Below are 16006 nucleotides of genomic sequence, written 5' to 3'. Positions count from 1 at the left end.
GGCGAATAAAATATACGCCGAGCGGTGGACGTGATACCACCGTTATGTTGCACTGCAAAGAAACCGAATCGCGCCAAGCGCGTTCATGTGGGAGACAGCGACCTTAACGCCGGATTGGTGATCAGATGACATTCGAGCAGCGGATCGATAGTATCGGAGGAGAGCAGACTTCCGCCGAAATCCTCAATTTCGCCAACCGCGGGCCGGCCCCTGTCAAGCTTGCCCTGATCGGCGGGTTTGCGCCGCGCAAATGCGGCATCGCCACCTTCACCACCGACATCTTCGAGCAGTTGTGCGCCCATCAGCAGCGGATCGCCCCCGAAGTCTGGGCGATCGAGGCTCCCGCAGGTCCTGCTGCAGACGCGCGGGTCAGCGGGAGGATCGCCAGCGACGACGTCGCCGCTTTTCGCGCCGCCGCCCTGGCGATCAACGATCGCAGCTACGATGCGGTCTGGCTCCAGCACGAATATGGCATCTTCGGCGGCGACTGCGGGGAGATGGTGTTTGAACTGGTCGAGCGGATCGCTGCGCCGCTGATCGTCACGTTGCACACTGTGCTCGGCGATCCTTCGCCCAAGCAGCGGGAGGTGCTCGAGCGGCTGATCAAGCTCTCGTCGCAGATCATGGTGATGTCGCACCATTCCCGCGCCCTGTTGATCGAGCGGCATCGCGTCGATCCGGAACGGATCACAGTTATCGACCACGGCGCGCCCGATCGTCCGTTCGGACGTCAGGAGCAATTCAAGGCGAAGTTCGGCCTAGCCGGGCGGCCGGTGCTGATGACTTTTGGCCTGCTTGGTCCCGGGAAAGGCATCGAGACGATGATTTCCGCCCTGCCCGGCATCGTCGCCGAACACCCGGACGCGATCTACCGGATCGTCGGCGCGACACACCCAAATCTGGTCACGTCCCAGGGCGAAGCCTATCGCGAGAAGCTGGTCGCCCTGGCCGCCGCACTGGGGGTCGAGGACAACGTCGCGTTCGATAACCGCTTCCTCGACAACGGTGAGCTGCTCGATCAGCTGGAAGCCTGCGACATCTACGTCACGCCATATCTCAACCTCCAGCAGTCGACCTCGGGCACGCTCAGCTATGCGGTGGCGCTGGGCAAGGCGGTGGTCTCTACCCCGTATGTTCACGCCCGCGAACTGCTGGCGGACGGCGTTGGCGTGCTGGTCGAGCCCGGCTCAGCGGCGATGCTGACCGCGGCTGTGCTCGATCTGCTGGATCGACCCGGCGCGCTCGAGCAGACCCAGCGCGCTGCCTGGGATCGGGGACGCACGACGATCTGGCCGTGCTTCGCGGCGGCTTCGGCCAAGCTGGTGGGCCGTGCGGTCGCCCCGCGCGCTGCGGCGGGCCCGGCGCGCAATGCGCTACCCTCGCTGGCCGCGATCCGGGCGATGAGCGACGGCACCGGGATGCTGCAGCACGCGATCGGGATCATTCCTGACCGCCGCCACGGCTATTGCATCGACGACAACGCCCGCGCCCTGCTGTTGATGTTGCGGGCCGGGCAGTTCCCGTTGGCCGAGCGCGAGCAACTCGCCTCGACTTATGCCGCGTTCATCCAGCATGCCTGGAACGAGGACCGCGGCGTCTTCCGCAATTTCATGGCCTATGACCGCTCGTGGTGCGAAGATGCGGGCTCGGAAGACAGCAACGGCCGCACCGCCTGGGTGCTCGGCGAAGCGGTGGCCAGTGGGTTTGACGCGGGCTTTCGCGAGTGGGCCCGGCGCTGGTTCGGGTTTGCGATCGATGCGATGGACGGCGTCGAATCGCCGCGCGCGGTCGCCTTCGCGATGCTTGGCGCAGGCACGGCGCTGCGTGCGGGCCACGATCACGCCAAGGCCCGCGCGCTGATCGAGCGCGGCGGGGGTTTTCTCCACCGCTTGCTCGATGCTTCGCGCCGCCCCGACTGGGCGTGGTTCGAGACCGTGCTCGGCTATGACAACGCGCGTCTGCCCCAGGCCTTGCTCGAGGCCGGGCTGGTGCTCGACCGGCCGCTCTGGCGCGATGCCGCGCTCGATAGCCTGGCGTGGGTCGCCGAGCAGCAGCGCGCCGCTTCGGGACATTTCCGCCCGGTCGGCAGCGAGGGTTTCGGCCAGGAGTTCGCGAAGCTGCCGTTCGACCAGCAGCCGCTCGAGGCCTGGGCCGCGATAGACGCCGCCGCCGCCGCTTTCGCCGCCACCGGCGAGGCGCGCTGGCTCGATCACGCAGCCGTCGCCTATCGCTGGTTCTTCGGCGGCAACGACCGGGGCGTGGTGCTCGCCGACATCGTCACGGGGCGCTGCCAGGACGGCGTCACCCCGCGTGGTGCGAACGTCAATTGCGGAGCCGAATCCATTCTGGCATTCCAGTTGGCGAGCCATGCGATGGCCGCCCTCGGCCGCGCGGCCGGCGGCACGGAACCGGGGGATCGACTTGGACGCGCTGCACACCCCGCCGGAGACGCCGCTGCTTATTCTTGAGGAACGGCTCCACGCCGATCCTTCGCGCGTCGTCCTGCGTCCGTTTCATCTCGGCTGGCAGGCGACCAACGCGGACGGATCGCGCGCGCGCAAGCTCATCGAGGACATTGCTTCGCTGAGCGAGCAAGAGGTCGACGCGGAGTACGCCAAAGTGCTCCACGACTTTTCCGAGCGGCACTGGCAGACCGAACTGATGTTCGAGGAACGTTACGCCGAAGTCGAGCACTCGCTCGACTTGGCGGGCACCGCCTTTTCGGAGCAGCGAAAGCGCCTGATCGGCGCGTATTTCTGCCACGAGTATACATATGCCGCGGCGGCGCTGATGAACCCCTCGATCGTTCCCCACCCCGATCAGTCGGGGACTGGCGAGCACGCCTGCCGGTTCATCATGAGCCTGCGCGCGGTGGGCGAAGGGCACATCAGTTCGGTCGCGTTCCGCGAAGGCATCGCCAGCGACGACGGCGGCTTCGCGTTGTGGCCGCAGGGTCCGTTCGCCACCGCGGTGGCCGAGGACGAGGCTTCGATGACCGATGGCATCGACGGGATCGTGGTCAACCGCCACCCGGAAAGCAGCTTGTCCAACACCGTGATCTTTCCGGTCACCGACCAGCAGCGCAACGGGCTGGAAGACTTGCGCCTGGTTCGCTTCGATCATGGCGACCGGGACTACGAATGGATCGGCACCTACACCGCCTACAGCGGCCACTCGATCCGCTCCGAACTGCTGCGCACGCGTGACTTCGCGAAATTTAAGCTCGAACCCATCCACGGGCGCGCCGGCCGCAACAAGGGCATGGCGTTGTTTCCCGAGAAGATCGACGGCCAGTATGCGATGGTTGGGAGGCAGGACGGCAAGAACCTGTTCCTGATTCGCTCCGACACGCTGGAGACATGGGATTCGGACGGCGAAAAACTGATGGGTCCGAAATACCCTTGGGAGTTCATTCAAATCGGCAATTGCGGAAGCCCGATCCGCACCGCCGAGGGCTGGCTGCTGTTCACCCACGGGGTCGGCGCAATGCGTAAGTATGCGCTGGGCTGCGCGCTGCTCGATCTCGACAATCCGTCGAAGGTCATCGCCCGTAGCGCGCGGCCGGTGCTGACCGCGATCGACGCCGACCGATCGGGCTACGTCCCCAACGTCATCTACACTTGCGGCGCCTTGCTCGTTGGTGACCGGCTGCACATCCCCTACGGCATCTCGGACAGCGCGGTCGGCTTCGCCACCGCCCTGGTCGACGACATTCTGGCACTGATGGAATGACCGCGCGTTGATGCCGCAAGACCATCCTTGGGGATCACCGGATTCATGAGCAAAATCGTCCCCGTCATCCTGTGCGGAGGCAGTGGCACACGACTGTGGCCGCGCAGCCGCGCGACCAAGCCCAAGCCGTTCCTCCCGCTAGTCGGCACGCAGACGCTATTCGAAGCGACGCAGAGTCGCTGCACCGGACACGACGATTTCGCGCCTCCTGTGGTGGTGACCGGAACTGGACACCTGACCCACGTCGAGGAACAACTGATCGATGCCGCCGCGCAAGTGATCGTCGAGCCACAGGCGCGCAACACCGCCGCCGCGATCGCGCTGGCGGCGCTGCGCTTGCCCGCCGACGCGGTGATGCTGGTCTGCCCCAGTGACCATCACATCGGCGACTGCGCGGCCTTCACCGTCGCTGCGGTGGGCGCGGCAGCGCTGGCGCGCGACGGCTGGCTGGTGGCGTTCGGGATCCGGGCGACCGCACCGGAAACCGGATTCGGCTATATCCGCCAAGGCGCGCCGCTCGGCGATGCGGGGTTTCAGGTGTCGCGTTTCGTCGAGAAGCCCGATCTGGCCACCGCGCAAGGGTTCCTGCGCGACGGCGGCTATCACTGGAACGGCGGCATCTTTGCGTTCGCGGCGGGGACGTTTCTGGCCGAGCTTGAACAGCACCGTCCCAAGATCGCCGCGGCGGCACGCGAGGCGGTGGCGCAGGGCCGCGAGGACGGCTGCCGGTTCCATCCCGGCGCGGCAGCCTTCGCGCGGATCGACAGCGAATCGGTCGACTACGCGGTGATGGAGAACACAACCCGCGCGGCGATGGTACACGCCGACATGGCCTGGTCGGACATCGGCAACTGGCAGGCGCTCCACGCCGCGCTCGACCGGGACGAATCGGGAAACACTCACGATGGCAGGGCCGAGCTCGTGGACTGCCGCAACGTGATGGTCACAAGCGATGGTCCGCGTGTCTCTGTGATCGGGGCGAGCGACCTGATCATCGTCATCGACGGCGATGAGGTGCTGGTCACTACCGCCGACGGAGCGCAGCAGGTCGGCAAGCTCCGCGGGGCCGCGAACCAATGAGTATCGGCAAGTGAGCGGGCTGCCCATCCGCACGGTAGCCAAGCCATGGGGTCGCGAGGTGCTGCCCCCACCGTTCGCCGCGCCTCCGGGCGAGAAGATCGGCGAAATCTGGTTCGAGCCGCCGCGCGAACTGCCGAGCCTGCTGGTCAAGTACATCTTCACTTCCGAAAAGCTCTCGGTTCAGGTCCATCCCGACGACGCGCAGGCGTGCGCTGCGGGACTTGGCGCGAATGGCAAGGAAGAATGCTGGCTTGTGATCGACGCGGAACCCGGCGCGACGCTGGGCGTGGGCTTTCGCAAGCCACTGTCGCGACCGGCGATGCGTGCCGCCGCTCTCGATGGTTCGATCGAGGGTCTGCTCGTCTGGCACCCGGTTCGGGCGGGCGATTTCTTCTACATCCCCGCCAACACCGTCCATGCGATCGGCGCCGGGGTCGGTTTGATCGAGGTCCAGCAGAACGCCGACATCACCTATCGCCTGTACGACTACGGCCGCCCGCGCGAACTGCATCTCGACGAGGGCGTAGCCGTAGCGCGGGGCGAGCTGCACGATCCCGCGCTGCGCCGCCATGTTGCCGAGCGCGGCACGTGCGAGCTGGCCGACGGACGCTATTTCCAGCTCTACCGGATCGATGGCGAGCCCGATGAAGCCGTCCGCGCCGCCTATGCAGGGCCGCTGCTGGTCGTCCCGCTCGCGGGAGCGATCGGTCTGCACGGCGAAGTGCTGGAACCCGGCGGTTGCGGGTATGCGCCGGGCATTGACGCGGTGACTTTCGATCGCGCGGGCAGATGTCTGATCGCGCGTCCGAAGTAGGGGTCACGTGAGCAGTTTGGTGGCCTTGTTGCGGATTCCCGCCTCGATCGCCGCGCCGACGAACGCCAGCTGCGGCGGCAGGTCGACGTTCACCACCACCTGATGATCCTCGACATCGAGGCGCGATTCGATCGACTGGCCGAGCGCGCCCACGGTCAGTCGCATGTGGTCCTCGTCGATCCAGCCGTGATCGACCTGGGCGAAGCCGCCGGGGATGAATCCGGCAAGGTCGGGGGTGCGCTCGGTCAGGCGGCGGCGGACTTCCGCCTTGCCCAGCTTGTGGGGGATAGCGACGCGCATCAGCCTGGCTTCGCCTCGCCCGGATCGAGCGCGTCGCCGTATTTGTAGTCGAGGAACCGTCCGCGCACGGCCAGGCTGTCGAGATCGCCCGCGGCAAGCTGCCGGGTGATCTGGTCGATCTCGCTGCTGATCTTGCCCAGCCCGTCGCTGAGCTGCTCGCTCGGAGTGCGCCCGTCGGCGCGCATTTCGTCGCGCAAGTGCGCGGGGATGCGGCGGTAGGTGGAAATCATCTCGGGCAGATGCTCGCCGACCAGCTTGCGCACCTCGAGCGTGGCCGGCTGTTCGGCGACGTTCTCGAGCTGAATCCCCAGTGCGTCGAGTTGCACGCCGATCTGGTCCACTAGCTGAACCGCAGGCGCGGGCAGCGCCGGACGCTGGTTCTCCAGCCACAGCTCGGTACGCGCCACCATCGTCCGTGCGTCGCCCTGGTTCAGGTGCGCCTGCCCCGGCACCTTCAACCGCGGATAGCGCCCCAGCACCACCGCGATCGCGACCGCGGCGAGCACCGCGTAGAACAGACCCTCGACCCCGATCCCGCCGATGATCGTGCCCGCCACCATCGCCGCGACCACGATTCCGACGACGGCTACCACCACTCGGGCAAGCTTGGCCTTGTAGTGGCGGGCCTTGAGTTCGGCCGAACCACGCCCGATCGAGCGCCGCCGCCCACCGGCGCGCTGATCGGCCAGGCTGCGCCTGGCCGCGGCCATGATAGCCTGGCTATTGTGGGCTTCGCCGGCCATCAGCCCTCGAGACTGAGCATCGAGGGCGCATCGTTCGCCAGCTTGGCCTGCGAAGCGCCTTCGGCCCGAGCGATGTAGGCGCGCGACTTCTCGACCTCGCCGGTCAGCGTCTCGACCGTCTGCTTCATCGAATCGAGCGCCTTGAGCTTGAAGGTGTCGATGTTGTCCATTGTGTCGTAGATATTCTGGAAGGCGCGCTGGAGCGTTTCCATCGGGATCGTGCTGCTGGCCGCCTGCTCGTGGATCCGCCCGGTCTGCTCGCGCAGCAGCTTGCCAGTCGAATCTATCATCCCCGCGGTGGTCTCGTTGAGCGCGGTGATCTGCTGGAGCACCAGCCGCTGATTGGTCATCGCCTGGGCCACGGTCACCGCGGTGCGCAGCGCGCCGACGGTGGTGGTGCTGGCGCGATCGACGCCCTTGACCAGCTCGACGTTGTTCTTCTTGACCAGATCGAGCGCGAGATAGCCTTGCACCGTCACCGCCATCTGGGTGAGCAGGTCCTGGGTGCGCTGGCGGACGTAGAACAGCGCGCTCTCGCGGATCGCCTTGGCCTTGGCCGGATCGGTGTGATCGAGCTCGTTGGCCTTGTCTTCCAGCTTGCCGTCGAGGGTGCGGCTGATGTGGATCATCTGTTCGAGATCGCCCATCGCCTTCCACAGGTTCTGGCGCTCTACGTCGATCGCGGCGTTGTCCATCAGCAGCTCGTCCTTGCCCGAGGCGAGGTGGCCGAGCACCGACTGGATGTGGCCCTGGGCCGACTGATAGCTGGTGAAGTAGTTCTTGAGGCTGTTGCCGAACGGGATGATACCGAGAATCTTGCGCCCGGTGGAAAGCTGCCCCTTCTTGCCCGGATCGAGCTGCTCGACCGTGCGGCGAAGTTCGGCAAGGTTGGCGCCGACGCCGGTTTCCTTGTCCATTGCGCGTACCGGGCGGTCGAGGAACCGGTTCGACATCGCCGCCGCGGCCGCGATCTCCTTGCGCCCCATGTTGGTCAGCTGATCGACCCGCTTGCCGAACTCGGGGCTGGCCGCGTCCTGCGCAACCAGGTCGGCGACGAACGCTTCGACCTTGGTCTCCAGCTTCGAGCGGTTTTCGTCCGAGACCGGGACCAGCCCGATCGCCTGTTCCGGCGCGACGACCGGCACCGGATCGGGCGCGGTCAGTTCAAGCTTGGCCGTGGTTGCGGTCTGCGTGGGCGTGGGAGCCATCGATCGTCGATCCCGTGTTGCGTGGCCGTTTCAATGCCGCGTGCGGCGTGTTCCGGCAAGTGTATTAGGTGAGTAATACGCTGGTTGCAAGGGCGCCGGTTGGCGAAGCGGCCGTGGCGGTGACGATGTAGTTCAGCGCCAGGTCGTCCGAAAGGTGCAGGCCTTTGCCCGGCGACCAGGCGATTCCGCGCGGTTTGCCCATCACGAGCCCCGCCGTGTCCAGCAAGTCGCGCAGTTCGAGCGGGATGACGAAATCGTCCCAATGATGTGTGCCCCGCGGGATCGCCCCGACCAGCTCCGCCGCACCGACCAGCAGCAGGCGGGATTGGAGCGTGCGGTTGGGGGTCGACAGGATCAGCAGGCCACCGGGCGCGAGGCTTGCGGCCAGCGCGGCGACAAACGCGGGCTTGTCGGCGACATGCTCGAGCACTTCCATGGCCGTGACGAGGTCGAACCGGCCCAGATCGAGCGCGGACAGTTCTCCGGCGCGGTAGGCGATGTCCAGCCCCGCCCCGGCCGCGTGATCGCTGGCCATCGCGATATTTTCCGCCGCCGCATCGACCCCGGTCACCGCCGCGCCGAGCCGGGCCAGCGGCTCGCACAGCAACCCCGCGCCGCAGCCGACGTCCAGGGCGCGCTTGCCGGCCAGGGGCCTGAGCGCTGCCGCATCGCCGCCCCAGTGCGCATCGATCGCCTCGCGCACGAAACCGAGGCGCACGGGATTGATCCGGTGGAGCATCGCCGACGAGCCCTTGGGATCCCACCACTCGGCCGCCAGCTTGCCGAAGTGCGCGGCCTCGTCTGCCCTGATCGTGGCGGTGGTTGCGTTATCCATGTGCCGACCCTAACAGGGCGCCCGCCGCGCGGCGAGGGGTCCGCGGCGACATTTTCTTGCGCGGGAGCTGCAATCTTGGCCCGGATCGTGATGAAGTTCGGCGGCACCAGCATGGCCGGGACCGAGCGCATCCGCCGTGTCGCGCGGATCGTTCAGCGCCAGCAGGCTGCCGGGCACGAGGTCGCGGTGGTGGTCAGCGCGATGGCGGGCGAGACCGACCGCCTGGTCAATTTCGCGCGCGAGGCCAATCCGCTGTACGATCCCGCCGAATACGACGTGGTCGTCGCCAGCGGCGAGCAGGTCACCAGCGGGCTGCTGGCTCTCACCCTGCAAGCATTGGGTTGCAAGGCGCGTTCGTGGCTTGGCTGGCAGTTGCCCGTCCGCACCGTCGGCGCGCACGCCAAGGCGCGGATCGACGACATTCCCGCCGAGGCGCTTATCGCCTCGATGGCGAGCGGCGAAATCGCGGTGATCCCCGGGTTCCAGGGCCTGTCCGACGACAACCGCGTCACCACGCTGGGCCGCGGCGGTTCCGACACCAGCGCCGTAGCAGTGGCGGCGGCGGTCAAGGCCGATCGCTGCGACATCTACACCGACGTCGACGGGGTCTATACCACCGACCCGCGGATCGTCGCCAAGGCGCGCAAGCTCAAGACCGTGACTTACGAGGAGATGCTCGAACTCGCCAGCGTGGGCGCCAAGGTGCTCCAGACCCGTTCGGTCGGGCTGGCAATGAAGGAGGGCGTGCGCGTCCAGGTCTTGAGCTCGTTTATCGACGACGACGCGCCCCCCGCCGACAGCATTCCCGGCACGATGATCGTCAGCGACGCCGAAGTGGAAGGACAGGACATGGAACGCCAGCTCATCACCGGCATCGCCCACGACAAGAACGAGGCCAAGATCACGCTGACCCGGGTGCCCGACAAGCCCGGCTCGGTCGCGCACATCTTCGGGCCGCTGGCTGCCGCCAGCATCAACGTCGACATGATCATCCAGAACGTCGCCAAGGATAAGGGCGAGACCGACGTGACCTTCACGGTGCCGCGCACCGATCTGGCCCGCAGCCTGGCGATGCTCGAGGCCAAGCAGAGCGAGATCGGGTTCTACCGCCTGATCTCGGACGCCCACGTCGCCAAGATCAGCGTGGTCGGAGTCGGAATGAAGAGCCACGCGGGCGTGGCCGCGACGATGTTCAAGAGCTTGGCGGACCGCGCGATCAACATTCAGGCGATCAGCACCAGCGAGATCAAAGTCAGCGTGCTGATCGACGAGGACGAAACCGAACTCGCGGTACGGGTGCTCCACACCGCGTACGGGCTCGACGCGGTCGACGCGGCGGCCTGACGCCGGGCAAGTTCCGCGCCGGGCTTGGACCACTTGGACCACAGTCCTAGGTAAAAAAAACGGCCTTCCGCGATAAGGGCTGTCGCATCGCGCATAACAGCAGCCAGAGTGCGTAGGATCGTGTCCGCGGCGCATCGCCAGACACGCGAGGCAAACGAAATCCTACATAGCAATCATGCGCGCGGCGCGGCCCGGCGGCAATATCGAAGCGCCGCTTTTTGCGGTATCCTGGCCCGGTGAAACCACCGCCGCGCCCGCGCACAGATCACTGGCCGATCCTCCTCGCGGCGGCGTTGGCGTTTGCGGGACCCTCCGCGCTGGCTGCGGCGCCCAAGCCGGTCCGCGTCGCGCCCGTGGAAATGCCTCGGCTACCGCCTGCGGTGATCGACGATGCGCTTGCCGTGGGCGGCGACGATATCGACGCGCGCAAGGTCCGCACCCGATTGACCGTAGCGGTGCAGATCAACGGAAGCGGGCCGTATCAATTCCTGGTCGATAGCGGCGCGGACAGTTCGGTGGTCGGCCAGCGGATCGCGCGGGCGCTGCAACTGCCCGCGGGAAGACCGGTGATCCTCAACGGGATAACCGCCAGCGCCCGGGTCGAGCGGGTGCTGGTCGGCGAGTTGACGCTCGGCCCGAGCACGATCCGTGATTTGGAACTGCCTGCGCTCGAAGAACGCGACATGGGCGGCCAAGGGATGCTGGGCATCGACGCTCTGGTCGAGCAGCGGCTGATGATGGACTTCGAGAAGCGCCAGATAAAGGTCGAGGATTCGCGCCGCCCGGCGCCGCGCCTCGACGGCGAGTTCATCCTCGTCGCGCGCAAACGGCGCGGGCAATTGATACTGACTCAGGTCCGCGCCGCCAATCTGCCGGTGGAGGCGGTGATCGACACCGGCTCGGAAATCACCATCGGCAACCTCGCCCTGCGCGACAAGCTGATCCGCAACAATCGCAGCAACCGCGACAAGTTCGTGACGATCGAGGTCGTCGGGGTGACCGGGGTCACGGTGCCGCTGCAAGTGGCGCGGATCGGCGAACTGCGGCTCGGCTCGGTGACCTTGCGCGATGTTCCGATGGCGTTCGCGGATGTCCCGCCGTTCACGGTGTTCGGACTCGACAAGGAACCTTCGCTGCTGCTGGGGACCGACCTGCTCGAGACATTTCGCCGCGTTTCGCTCGATTTCCGGGCGCGCAGGGTCCGGTTTCAACTCAGGCGTTGCGGCACCACCGGGATCTTCATCAATACCTCGTCGTCGGTCGCGCGGACCCGGCTGTCATCGGGCGACAATCCGGAAGTCTGCCGGCGCTAGAGCCTACCGCCCCATTTCCTCCTCATACCGCTCGCGCGCCTCATCCGCCCGCCGCCGGGCCTCGTCGACCGCGCGGCGTTGCGCCTCGCGAAGGCGCTCCAGGTCTTCGGGCCGGACCAGCCGGTCCTGCAAGCTCTGCCCGTCCACCCGCACCCCGTCTTCGCCGATCCGCACGTCCATCGGGGCCCCGCCGATGTCGGTGGTGATGACCGCCTCGCCGTTTTCCACCCGCAAGCGGTTGTTGGCGTCGATGTCGATGCCTTCGGGGACGTCCAGCGGCTCGACCGGACCTTCGGGATCGGGGCGTTGGGTGGGCGCGGCGGCGGGCGCGGCGCGGCCGCCCAGCGCGCTGCGCATGAAATCGGCCCAGATCCGCGCGGGCAGCCCGCCGCCGGTGACCTTCTGGTTGGGGGGTGTTGTCGTCGTTTCCGACCCACACGCCGACCACCAGATCACCCGCGAAACCGACGAACAGCGCGTCGCGATGGTCCTGGGTAGTGCCGGTCTTGCCGTAGGCTGGCACACCAAGCCGCGCCGCGCGCCCTGTGCCATGCTCCACCGCGCCGCGCAGCAGGTCGCGCATCGCCGCGCGTTCTGCGCCCGAAATCGCCTTGCGGCGGCCGAGCAGCCAGCCCATCCAGTCTTCGTCGGGCGCGCTGAACGCGGTGGGAACCACCGGGTTGTGGTCGCCCGCTATGCCCGCGTAAGCCGCGGTCAGTTCGAGCAGGGTCACTCCCGACGTGCCCAGCGCCAGGCTGGGATCGCCCTGCGCCAACGGCGAGGTCACCCCAAGATCGCGCGCGGCCTGGATCACCGCGGTATCGCCGACCTTGCCGAACAGGCGGACCGCCGCGACGTTGCTCGATTGGGCAAAGGCGTCGGCCAGAGGAAGCGTCGGCGAATAGTCCTCTCCCGAATTGTGCGGGCGGTACGATCCGGCTTCGATCGCGGTGTTGTCGATCCGCGTTTCGGGGGTGAACCCGGCGCGCAACGCGGCGAGATAGACGAACAGCTTGAACGTCGACCCCGGCTGGCGGCGCGCCTGGGTGGCGCGGTTGAACGGCGACTTGGCGTAATCGCGCCCGCCGACCATCGCCACGACCTCGCCATTGGGCCGCATCGCCACCAGCGCCACCTGCGCCCCGCCCAACGGCGCGCGGTTGATCGCGGCGCGCGCGGCGTTCTGGAGCCTGGCATCAAGCGTGGTCGTCAGCGTCTGGCGCAGATAGCCCGGCTCGCCATGCCCGCGCGCCTCGGGCAGCGCCCAGTCGGCGAAGTAGGTTCCGGTCGGCAGCGCGTCGCGGTCGCGCACGTCGAGCCGCGGCGGGGTGACGGCTTTGGCCGCCGCCGGGGTCAACGCACCGGTATCGACCATGGCCGCAACCACGGTGTGCATCCGCCGCTCGGCCAGCGCGTAGCTCTTCGTGGGGGCATAGCGGCTGGGCGCCTGCATCAACCCCGCCAGCATCGCCGCCTGCGCCACGGTGAGCCTCTCCGGCTTGCGGTAGAAGTAGTGCATCGAGGCGGCACGCAGGCCATAGCGGTTGTCGCCGAAATAGGCGTTGGAGAGATAGCGTTCGAGGATTTCGTCCTTGCTCAGCCACGCCTCCAGCCAGAACGCGATCAGCGCCTCGCGCAGCTTGCGGGTGAGGCTGCGTTCGGGCGTGAGGAAGGTGAACTTGGCAAGCTGCTGGGTGATCGTGCTGCCGCCCTGGGTGCGGCTGCTGGTCAGGTTGCCCCACGCGGCGCGGGCGATCCCACGCGGATCGACCCCCCAGTGCGAGTAGAAGTTGCGATCCTCGATCGCCAGGAACGCCTGCGCGACATGCGGGGGAAGCGCCTTCATCGTCACCGGCGCCTCGACCACCGCCCCGCTCCGAGCGATCGGAGTGCCGTCGGCGGCAAGCAGGGTGATCTGCGGGGGAGCGATCGGCTGGAGCGATTTCGACAGCGGTGCGGTGATCGCCAGCCACGCGACCAGCACAACGAACAGCGCCAACAGCCCGCCCAGGACGCGCGGGGTCCACCACCGCCAGCTGCGTGGCGGCTTGGGAGTCGGGCCAAGCTCGATTTGCGGAGGCTCGAACGATACGGGGTCGAACCCCGGATAGCTGCGTGGCGGCAGCACGCCGCCTGGCAGCGGCTGCGAACTGTCTGGAACGGGATCGCGCCGGGTGAACAACATCGCGGACGCTGTATTATAGGCTTAACACAGCCTTGGCAAAGGGGAACGCGAGTGGCGAGACCGCCGCCCATCGATTGCGGGCGGCGGTCCATCGCTTCGGTTGGATCGACTCAGTTGGCCTCGACACCCTTGCCGAGGTCGAAGCGATCGGCGTTCATCACCTTAGTCCAGGCCTTGACGAAGTCCTTGACGAACTTCTGCTCGTGCCCCTTCTCGGCATAGACCTCGGCGACCGCGCGCAGTTCCGAATTCGATCCGAACACCAGGTCGGCGCGCGTCGCACGCCACGTTTCTCCGCCGCTCGTCCGGTCGGTGGCGACGAATTCCTCCTCGTCGCTGCCGTCGACTGCCTTCCAGACGTTGGTCATGTCGAGCAGGTGGACCAGGAAGTCGTTGGTCAGTTGGCCCTGACGCTTGGTGAAGCTGCCGTGGCCGCGACCGCCGTGATTGACGCCCAGCACGCGCAAGCCCGCGATCAGTACCGTCAGTTCAGGCACCGAAAGCCCAAGCAGCGAGGCGCGATCGAGCATCATCTCCTCGGTCTTCACCCGCAGCTTCTTGGGCAGGTAGTTGCGGAACGCATCGGCCCGCGGTTCAAGCCAGTCGAAGCTTTCGGCGTCGGTCTGCTCGGCGGTCGCATCGCCGCGCCCGCCGCTAAACGGCACGGGAACGCTGAAGCCGGTGCCCTCCATCGCCTTCTCGAGCCCGACAACGCCGCCGAGCACGATCGCATCGGCCATCGACAGCGAACCGCGCAATCCGTCGAGGGTCGACAACACCTTGGCCAGTTCGGCGGGTTCGTTGACGTCCCAGTCCTTCTGGGGCGCGAGCCGGATGCGCGCGCCGTTGGCGCCGCCGCGGTGATCCGACTTGCGATAGGTGCTGGCCGAGGCCCACGCGGTCTTGACCAGTTGGCTCACGGTCAGGCCGCTGGATGCGATCTTCGCCTTGACCGCCGCAACGTCGGCGTCCGAGGGTTTGGTTCCGGCGGGGATCGGGTCCTGCCAGATCAGGTCCTCGGCGGGGACTTCCGGACCCTGGTAGCGGATCCTTGGTCCCATATCGCGGTGGCACAGCTTGAACCAGGCGCGCGCGAAGGCGTCCTTGAAGGCCTCGTGATCGGCGCGGAATTTCTCCGAGATCACGCGGAATTCGGGGTCCATCTTCAGCGCCATGTCCGCGGTGGTCATCATCGTCGGAACCTTGACGCTGGGATCCCATGCCGCAGGCGCCATATCTTCGGGCTTCTGGTTGATCGGCTGCCACTGCTGCGCGCCGGCGGGCGAGTGGACGAGTTCGTACTCGTAATCGAGCAGCAGGCGGAAATAGTTCTCAGACCATGAGGTGGGGGTATTGACCCACGATCCCTCAATCCCGCTGGTAACGGTGTGCTCACCGATCCCGCCATGTTCGGCGCTGCTGGTCCAGCCGAAGCCGAGCGAAGCAAGATCGCCGCCCGCGGGAGCCTTGCCGAGCAGCGAGGCGTCGCCGTTGCCGTGGGCCTTGCCAAAGGTGTGCCCGCCCGCGGTCAGTGCGACGGTCTCTTCCGAGTTCATCGCCATGCGCAAGAAGGTCGCCTTGATGTCGCGCGCCGACTGCAGCGGATCGGGGTTGCCGCCCGGCCCCTCGGGATTGACGTAGATCAGCCCCATCTGGATCGCCGCCAGAGGCCCGTCGAGATCCTCGAGACCCCGCTCGGGATCGATCCGGGTCTGGACGCCTTCGTTGACCCACTTGTCCTCGTCGCCCCAGTAGATGTCCTTCTCGGGCTCATAGACGTCGGCGCGACCGCCGCCGAAGCCGAACACCGGGCCGCCCATCGATTCGATCGCGACATTCCCGGCCAGGATGAACAGGTCGGCCCAGCTGATGCTCTGACCGTATTTCTGCTTGATCGGCCACAGCAGGCGCCGCGCCTTGTCGAGGTTGCCGTTGTCGGGCCACGAGTTGAGCGGGGCAAATCGCTGCTGGCCTGAATTGGCGCCACCGCGCCCGTCGCCGGTGCGATAGGTGCCCGCGGCGTGCCACGCCATGCGGATGAAGAACGGACCGTAGTGGCCGTAGTCGGCCGGCCACCAGGGCTGGCTGTCGGTCATCAGCGCGGTGAGATCGGCCTTGAGCGCGTTGTAATCGAGCGTGTTGAACGCGGTCGCGTAGTCAAAGTCCGGCCCCATCGGATCGGCGCTGCCATTGGCGGCGAGGATGTCGACCGCCAGCGCATCGGGCCACCAGTCGCGGTTCTGCCTCCCAAGCAGCGCGCGCACCCCGCCGTCCTTGCCCACCGGGCAGCCGCCCGCCATCGATCCGGTTACCGCGTCCATCATCCTGCTCCTTGGTATTTCGAAAACCAGCCGCCTCGATAGGCCGCACGGTCAAGTGAGTGAAGCGATTAAGCTTGCTTACCCTGCGCGGAAAAATCGATTAAACGGCCCGGCGAGAATTCCGCCCGGCT

At 67.0% G+C, this 16006-nt stretch carries 11 protein-coding genes and 1 pseudogene; 6 read left to right on the top strand and 6 right to left on the bottom strand.

The genetic code is table 11. The features are described from left to right. The first annotated feature begins 125 nt into the window (after positions 1-125). From GKE62_RS12655 to GKE62_RS12640, 4 genes are read left to right on the top strand one after another with little or no spacing between them, the layout of a single operon-like run. The gene (locus tag GKE62_RS12655) at positions 126-2468 is read left to right on the top strand and encodes a glycosyltransferase family 4 protein (RefSeq protein WP_154692544.1); all 2343 of its coding nucleotides are present in this window, start codon (positions 126-128) and stop codon (positions 2466-2468) included. Further along, positions 2422-3732 (top strand): glycoside hydrolase family 130 protein, encoded by a 1311-nt coding sequence (locus GKE62_RS12650; RefSeq protein WP_230206681.1) that lies wholly within the window; start codon positions 2422-2424, stop codon positions 3730-3732. Before GKE62_RS12655 ends, GKE62_RS12650 begins: the two co-directional genes overlap by 47 nt. 45 nt (positions 3733-3777) lie before the next feature. Further along, complete coding sequence (locus tag GKE62_RS12645) at positions 3778-4812, top strand: mannose-1-phosphate guanylyltransferase (RefSeq protein ID WP_154692542.1); 1035 nt, start codon at positions 3778-3780, stop codon at positions 4810-4812. 10 nt (positions 4813-4822) lie between these two features. Further along, the gene (locus GKE62_RS12640) at positions 4823-5626 is read left to right on the top strand and encodes a class I mannose-6-phosphate isomerase (protein WP_154692541.1); all 804 of its coding nucleotides are present in this window, start codon (positions 4823-4825) and stop codon (positions 5624-5626) included. Between the two features lie 3 nt (positions 5627-5629). Here GKE62_RS12640 and GKE62_RS12635 read toward each other — a convergent pair whose 3' ends face one another. The 4 genes from GKE62_RS12635 to ubiG form a co-directional block, all read right to left on the bottom strand. Next, positions 5630-5926: a polyhydroxyalkanoic acid system family protein gene (locus GKE62_RS12635; RefSeq protein WP_154692540.1), complete on the bottom strand. Its 297-nt coding sequence runs from the start codon at positions 5924-5926 to the stop codon at positions 5630-5632. Next, positions 5926-6669, bottom strand: a complete 744-nt coding sequence (locus tag GKE62_RS12630; protein WP_154692539.1) for a hypothetical protein — start codon at positions 6667-6669, stop codon at positions 5926-5928. Before GKE62_RS12630 ends, GKE62_RS12635 begins: the two co-directional genes overlap by 1 nt. Then, positions 6669-7877, bottom strand: coding sequence for a toxic anion resistance protein (locus GKE62_RS12625; protein WP_154692538.1), 1209 nt, complete (start codon positions 7875-7877; stop codon positions 6669-6671). Before GKE62_RS12625 ends, GKE62_RS12630 begins: the two co-directional genes overlap by 1 nt. Positions 7878-7941: 64 nt before the next feature. Next, on the bottom strand, positions 7942-8712 hold the full coding sequence (ubiG, locus tag GKE62_RS12620; protein ID WP_154692537.1) for a bifunctional 2-polyprenyl-6-hydroxyphenol methylase/3-demethylubiquinol 3-O-methyltransferase UbiG: 771 nt from the start codon (positions 8710-8712) through the stop codon (positions 7942-7944). A 75-nt stretch (positions 8713-8787) separates the two neighbouring features. Between ubiG and GKE62_RS12615 the strand changes: the two genes are divergently transcribed. Then, complete coding sequence (locus tag GKE62_RS12615) at positions 8788-10056, top strand: aspartate kinase (protein ID WP_154692536.1); 1269 nt, start codon at positions 8788-8790, stop codon at positions 10054-10056. A gap of 236 nt (positions 10057-10292) precedes the next feature. Further along, the gene (locus GKE62_RS12610) at positions 10293-11369 is read left to right on the top strand and encodes an aspartyl protease family protein (RefSeq protein ID WP_154692535.1); all 1077 of its coding nucleotides are present in this window, start codon (positions 10293-10295) and stop codon (positions 11367-11369) included. Between the two features lie 3 nt (positions 11370-11372). On the opposite strand, the pseudogene GKE62_RS12605 reads toward GKE62_RS12610, so the two are convergent. Beyond that, positions 11373-13554: pseudogene (locus GKE62_RS12605) on the bottom strand (transglycosylase domain-containing protein). A 110-nt stretch (positions 13555-13664) separates the two neighbouring features. Beyond that, entirely contained in the window at positions 13665-15875 is a 2211-nt protein-coding gene (gene katG, locus GKE62_RS12600) for a catalase/peroxidase HPI (protein WP_154692534.1), read from the bottom strand. Positions 15876-16006 lie beyond the last annotated feature (131 nt).

The sequence above is a fragment of the Novosphingobium sp. Gsoil 351 genome (genome assembly GCF_009707465.1).
GTDB lineage: Bacteria > Pseudomonadota > Alphaproteobacteria > Sphingomonadales > Sphingomonadaceae > Novosphingobium.
Note: the sequence above shows the minus strand (reverse complement) of the source record. Positions and strands in the feature narration are given on the sequence as shown.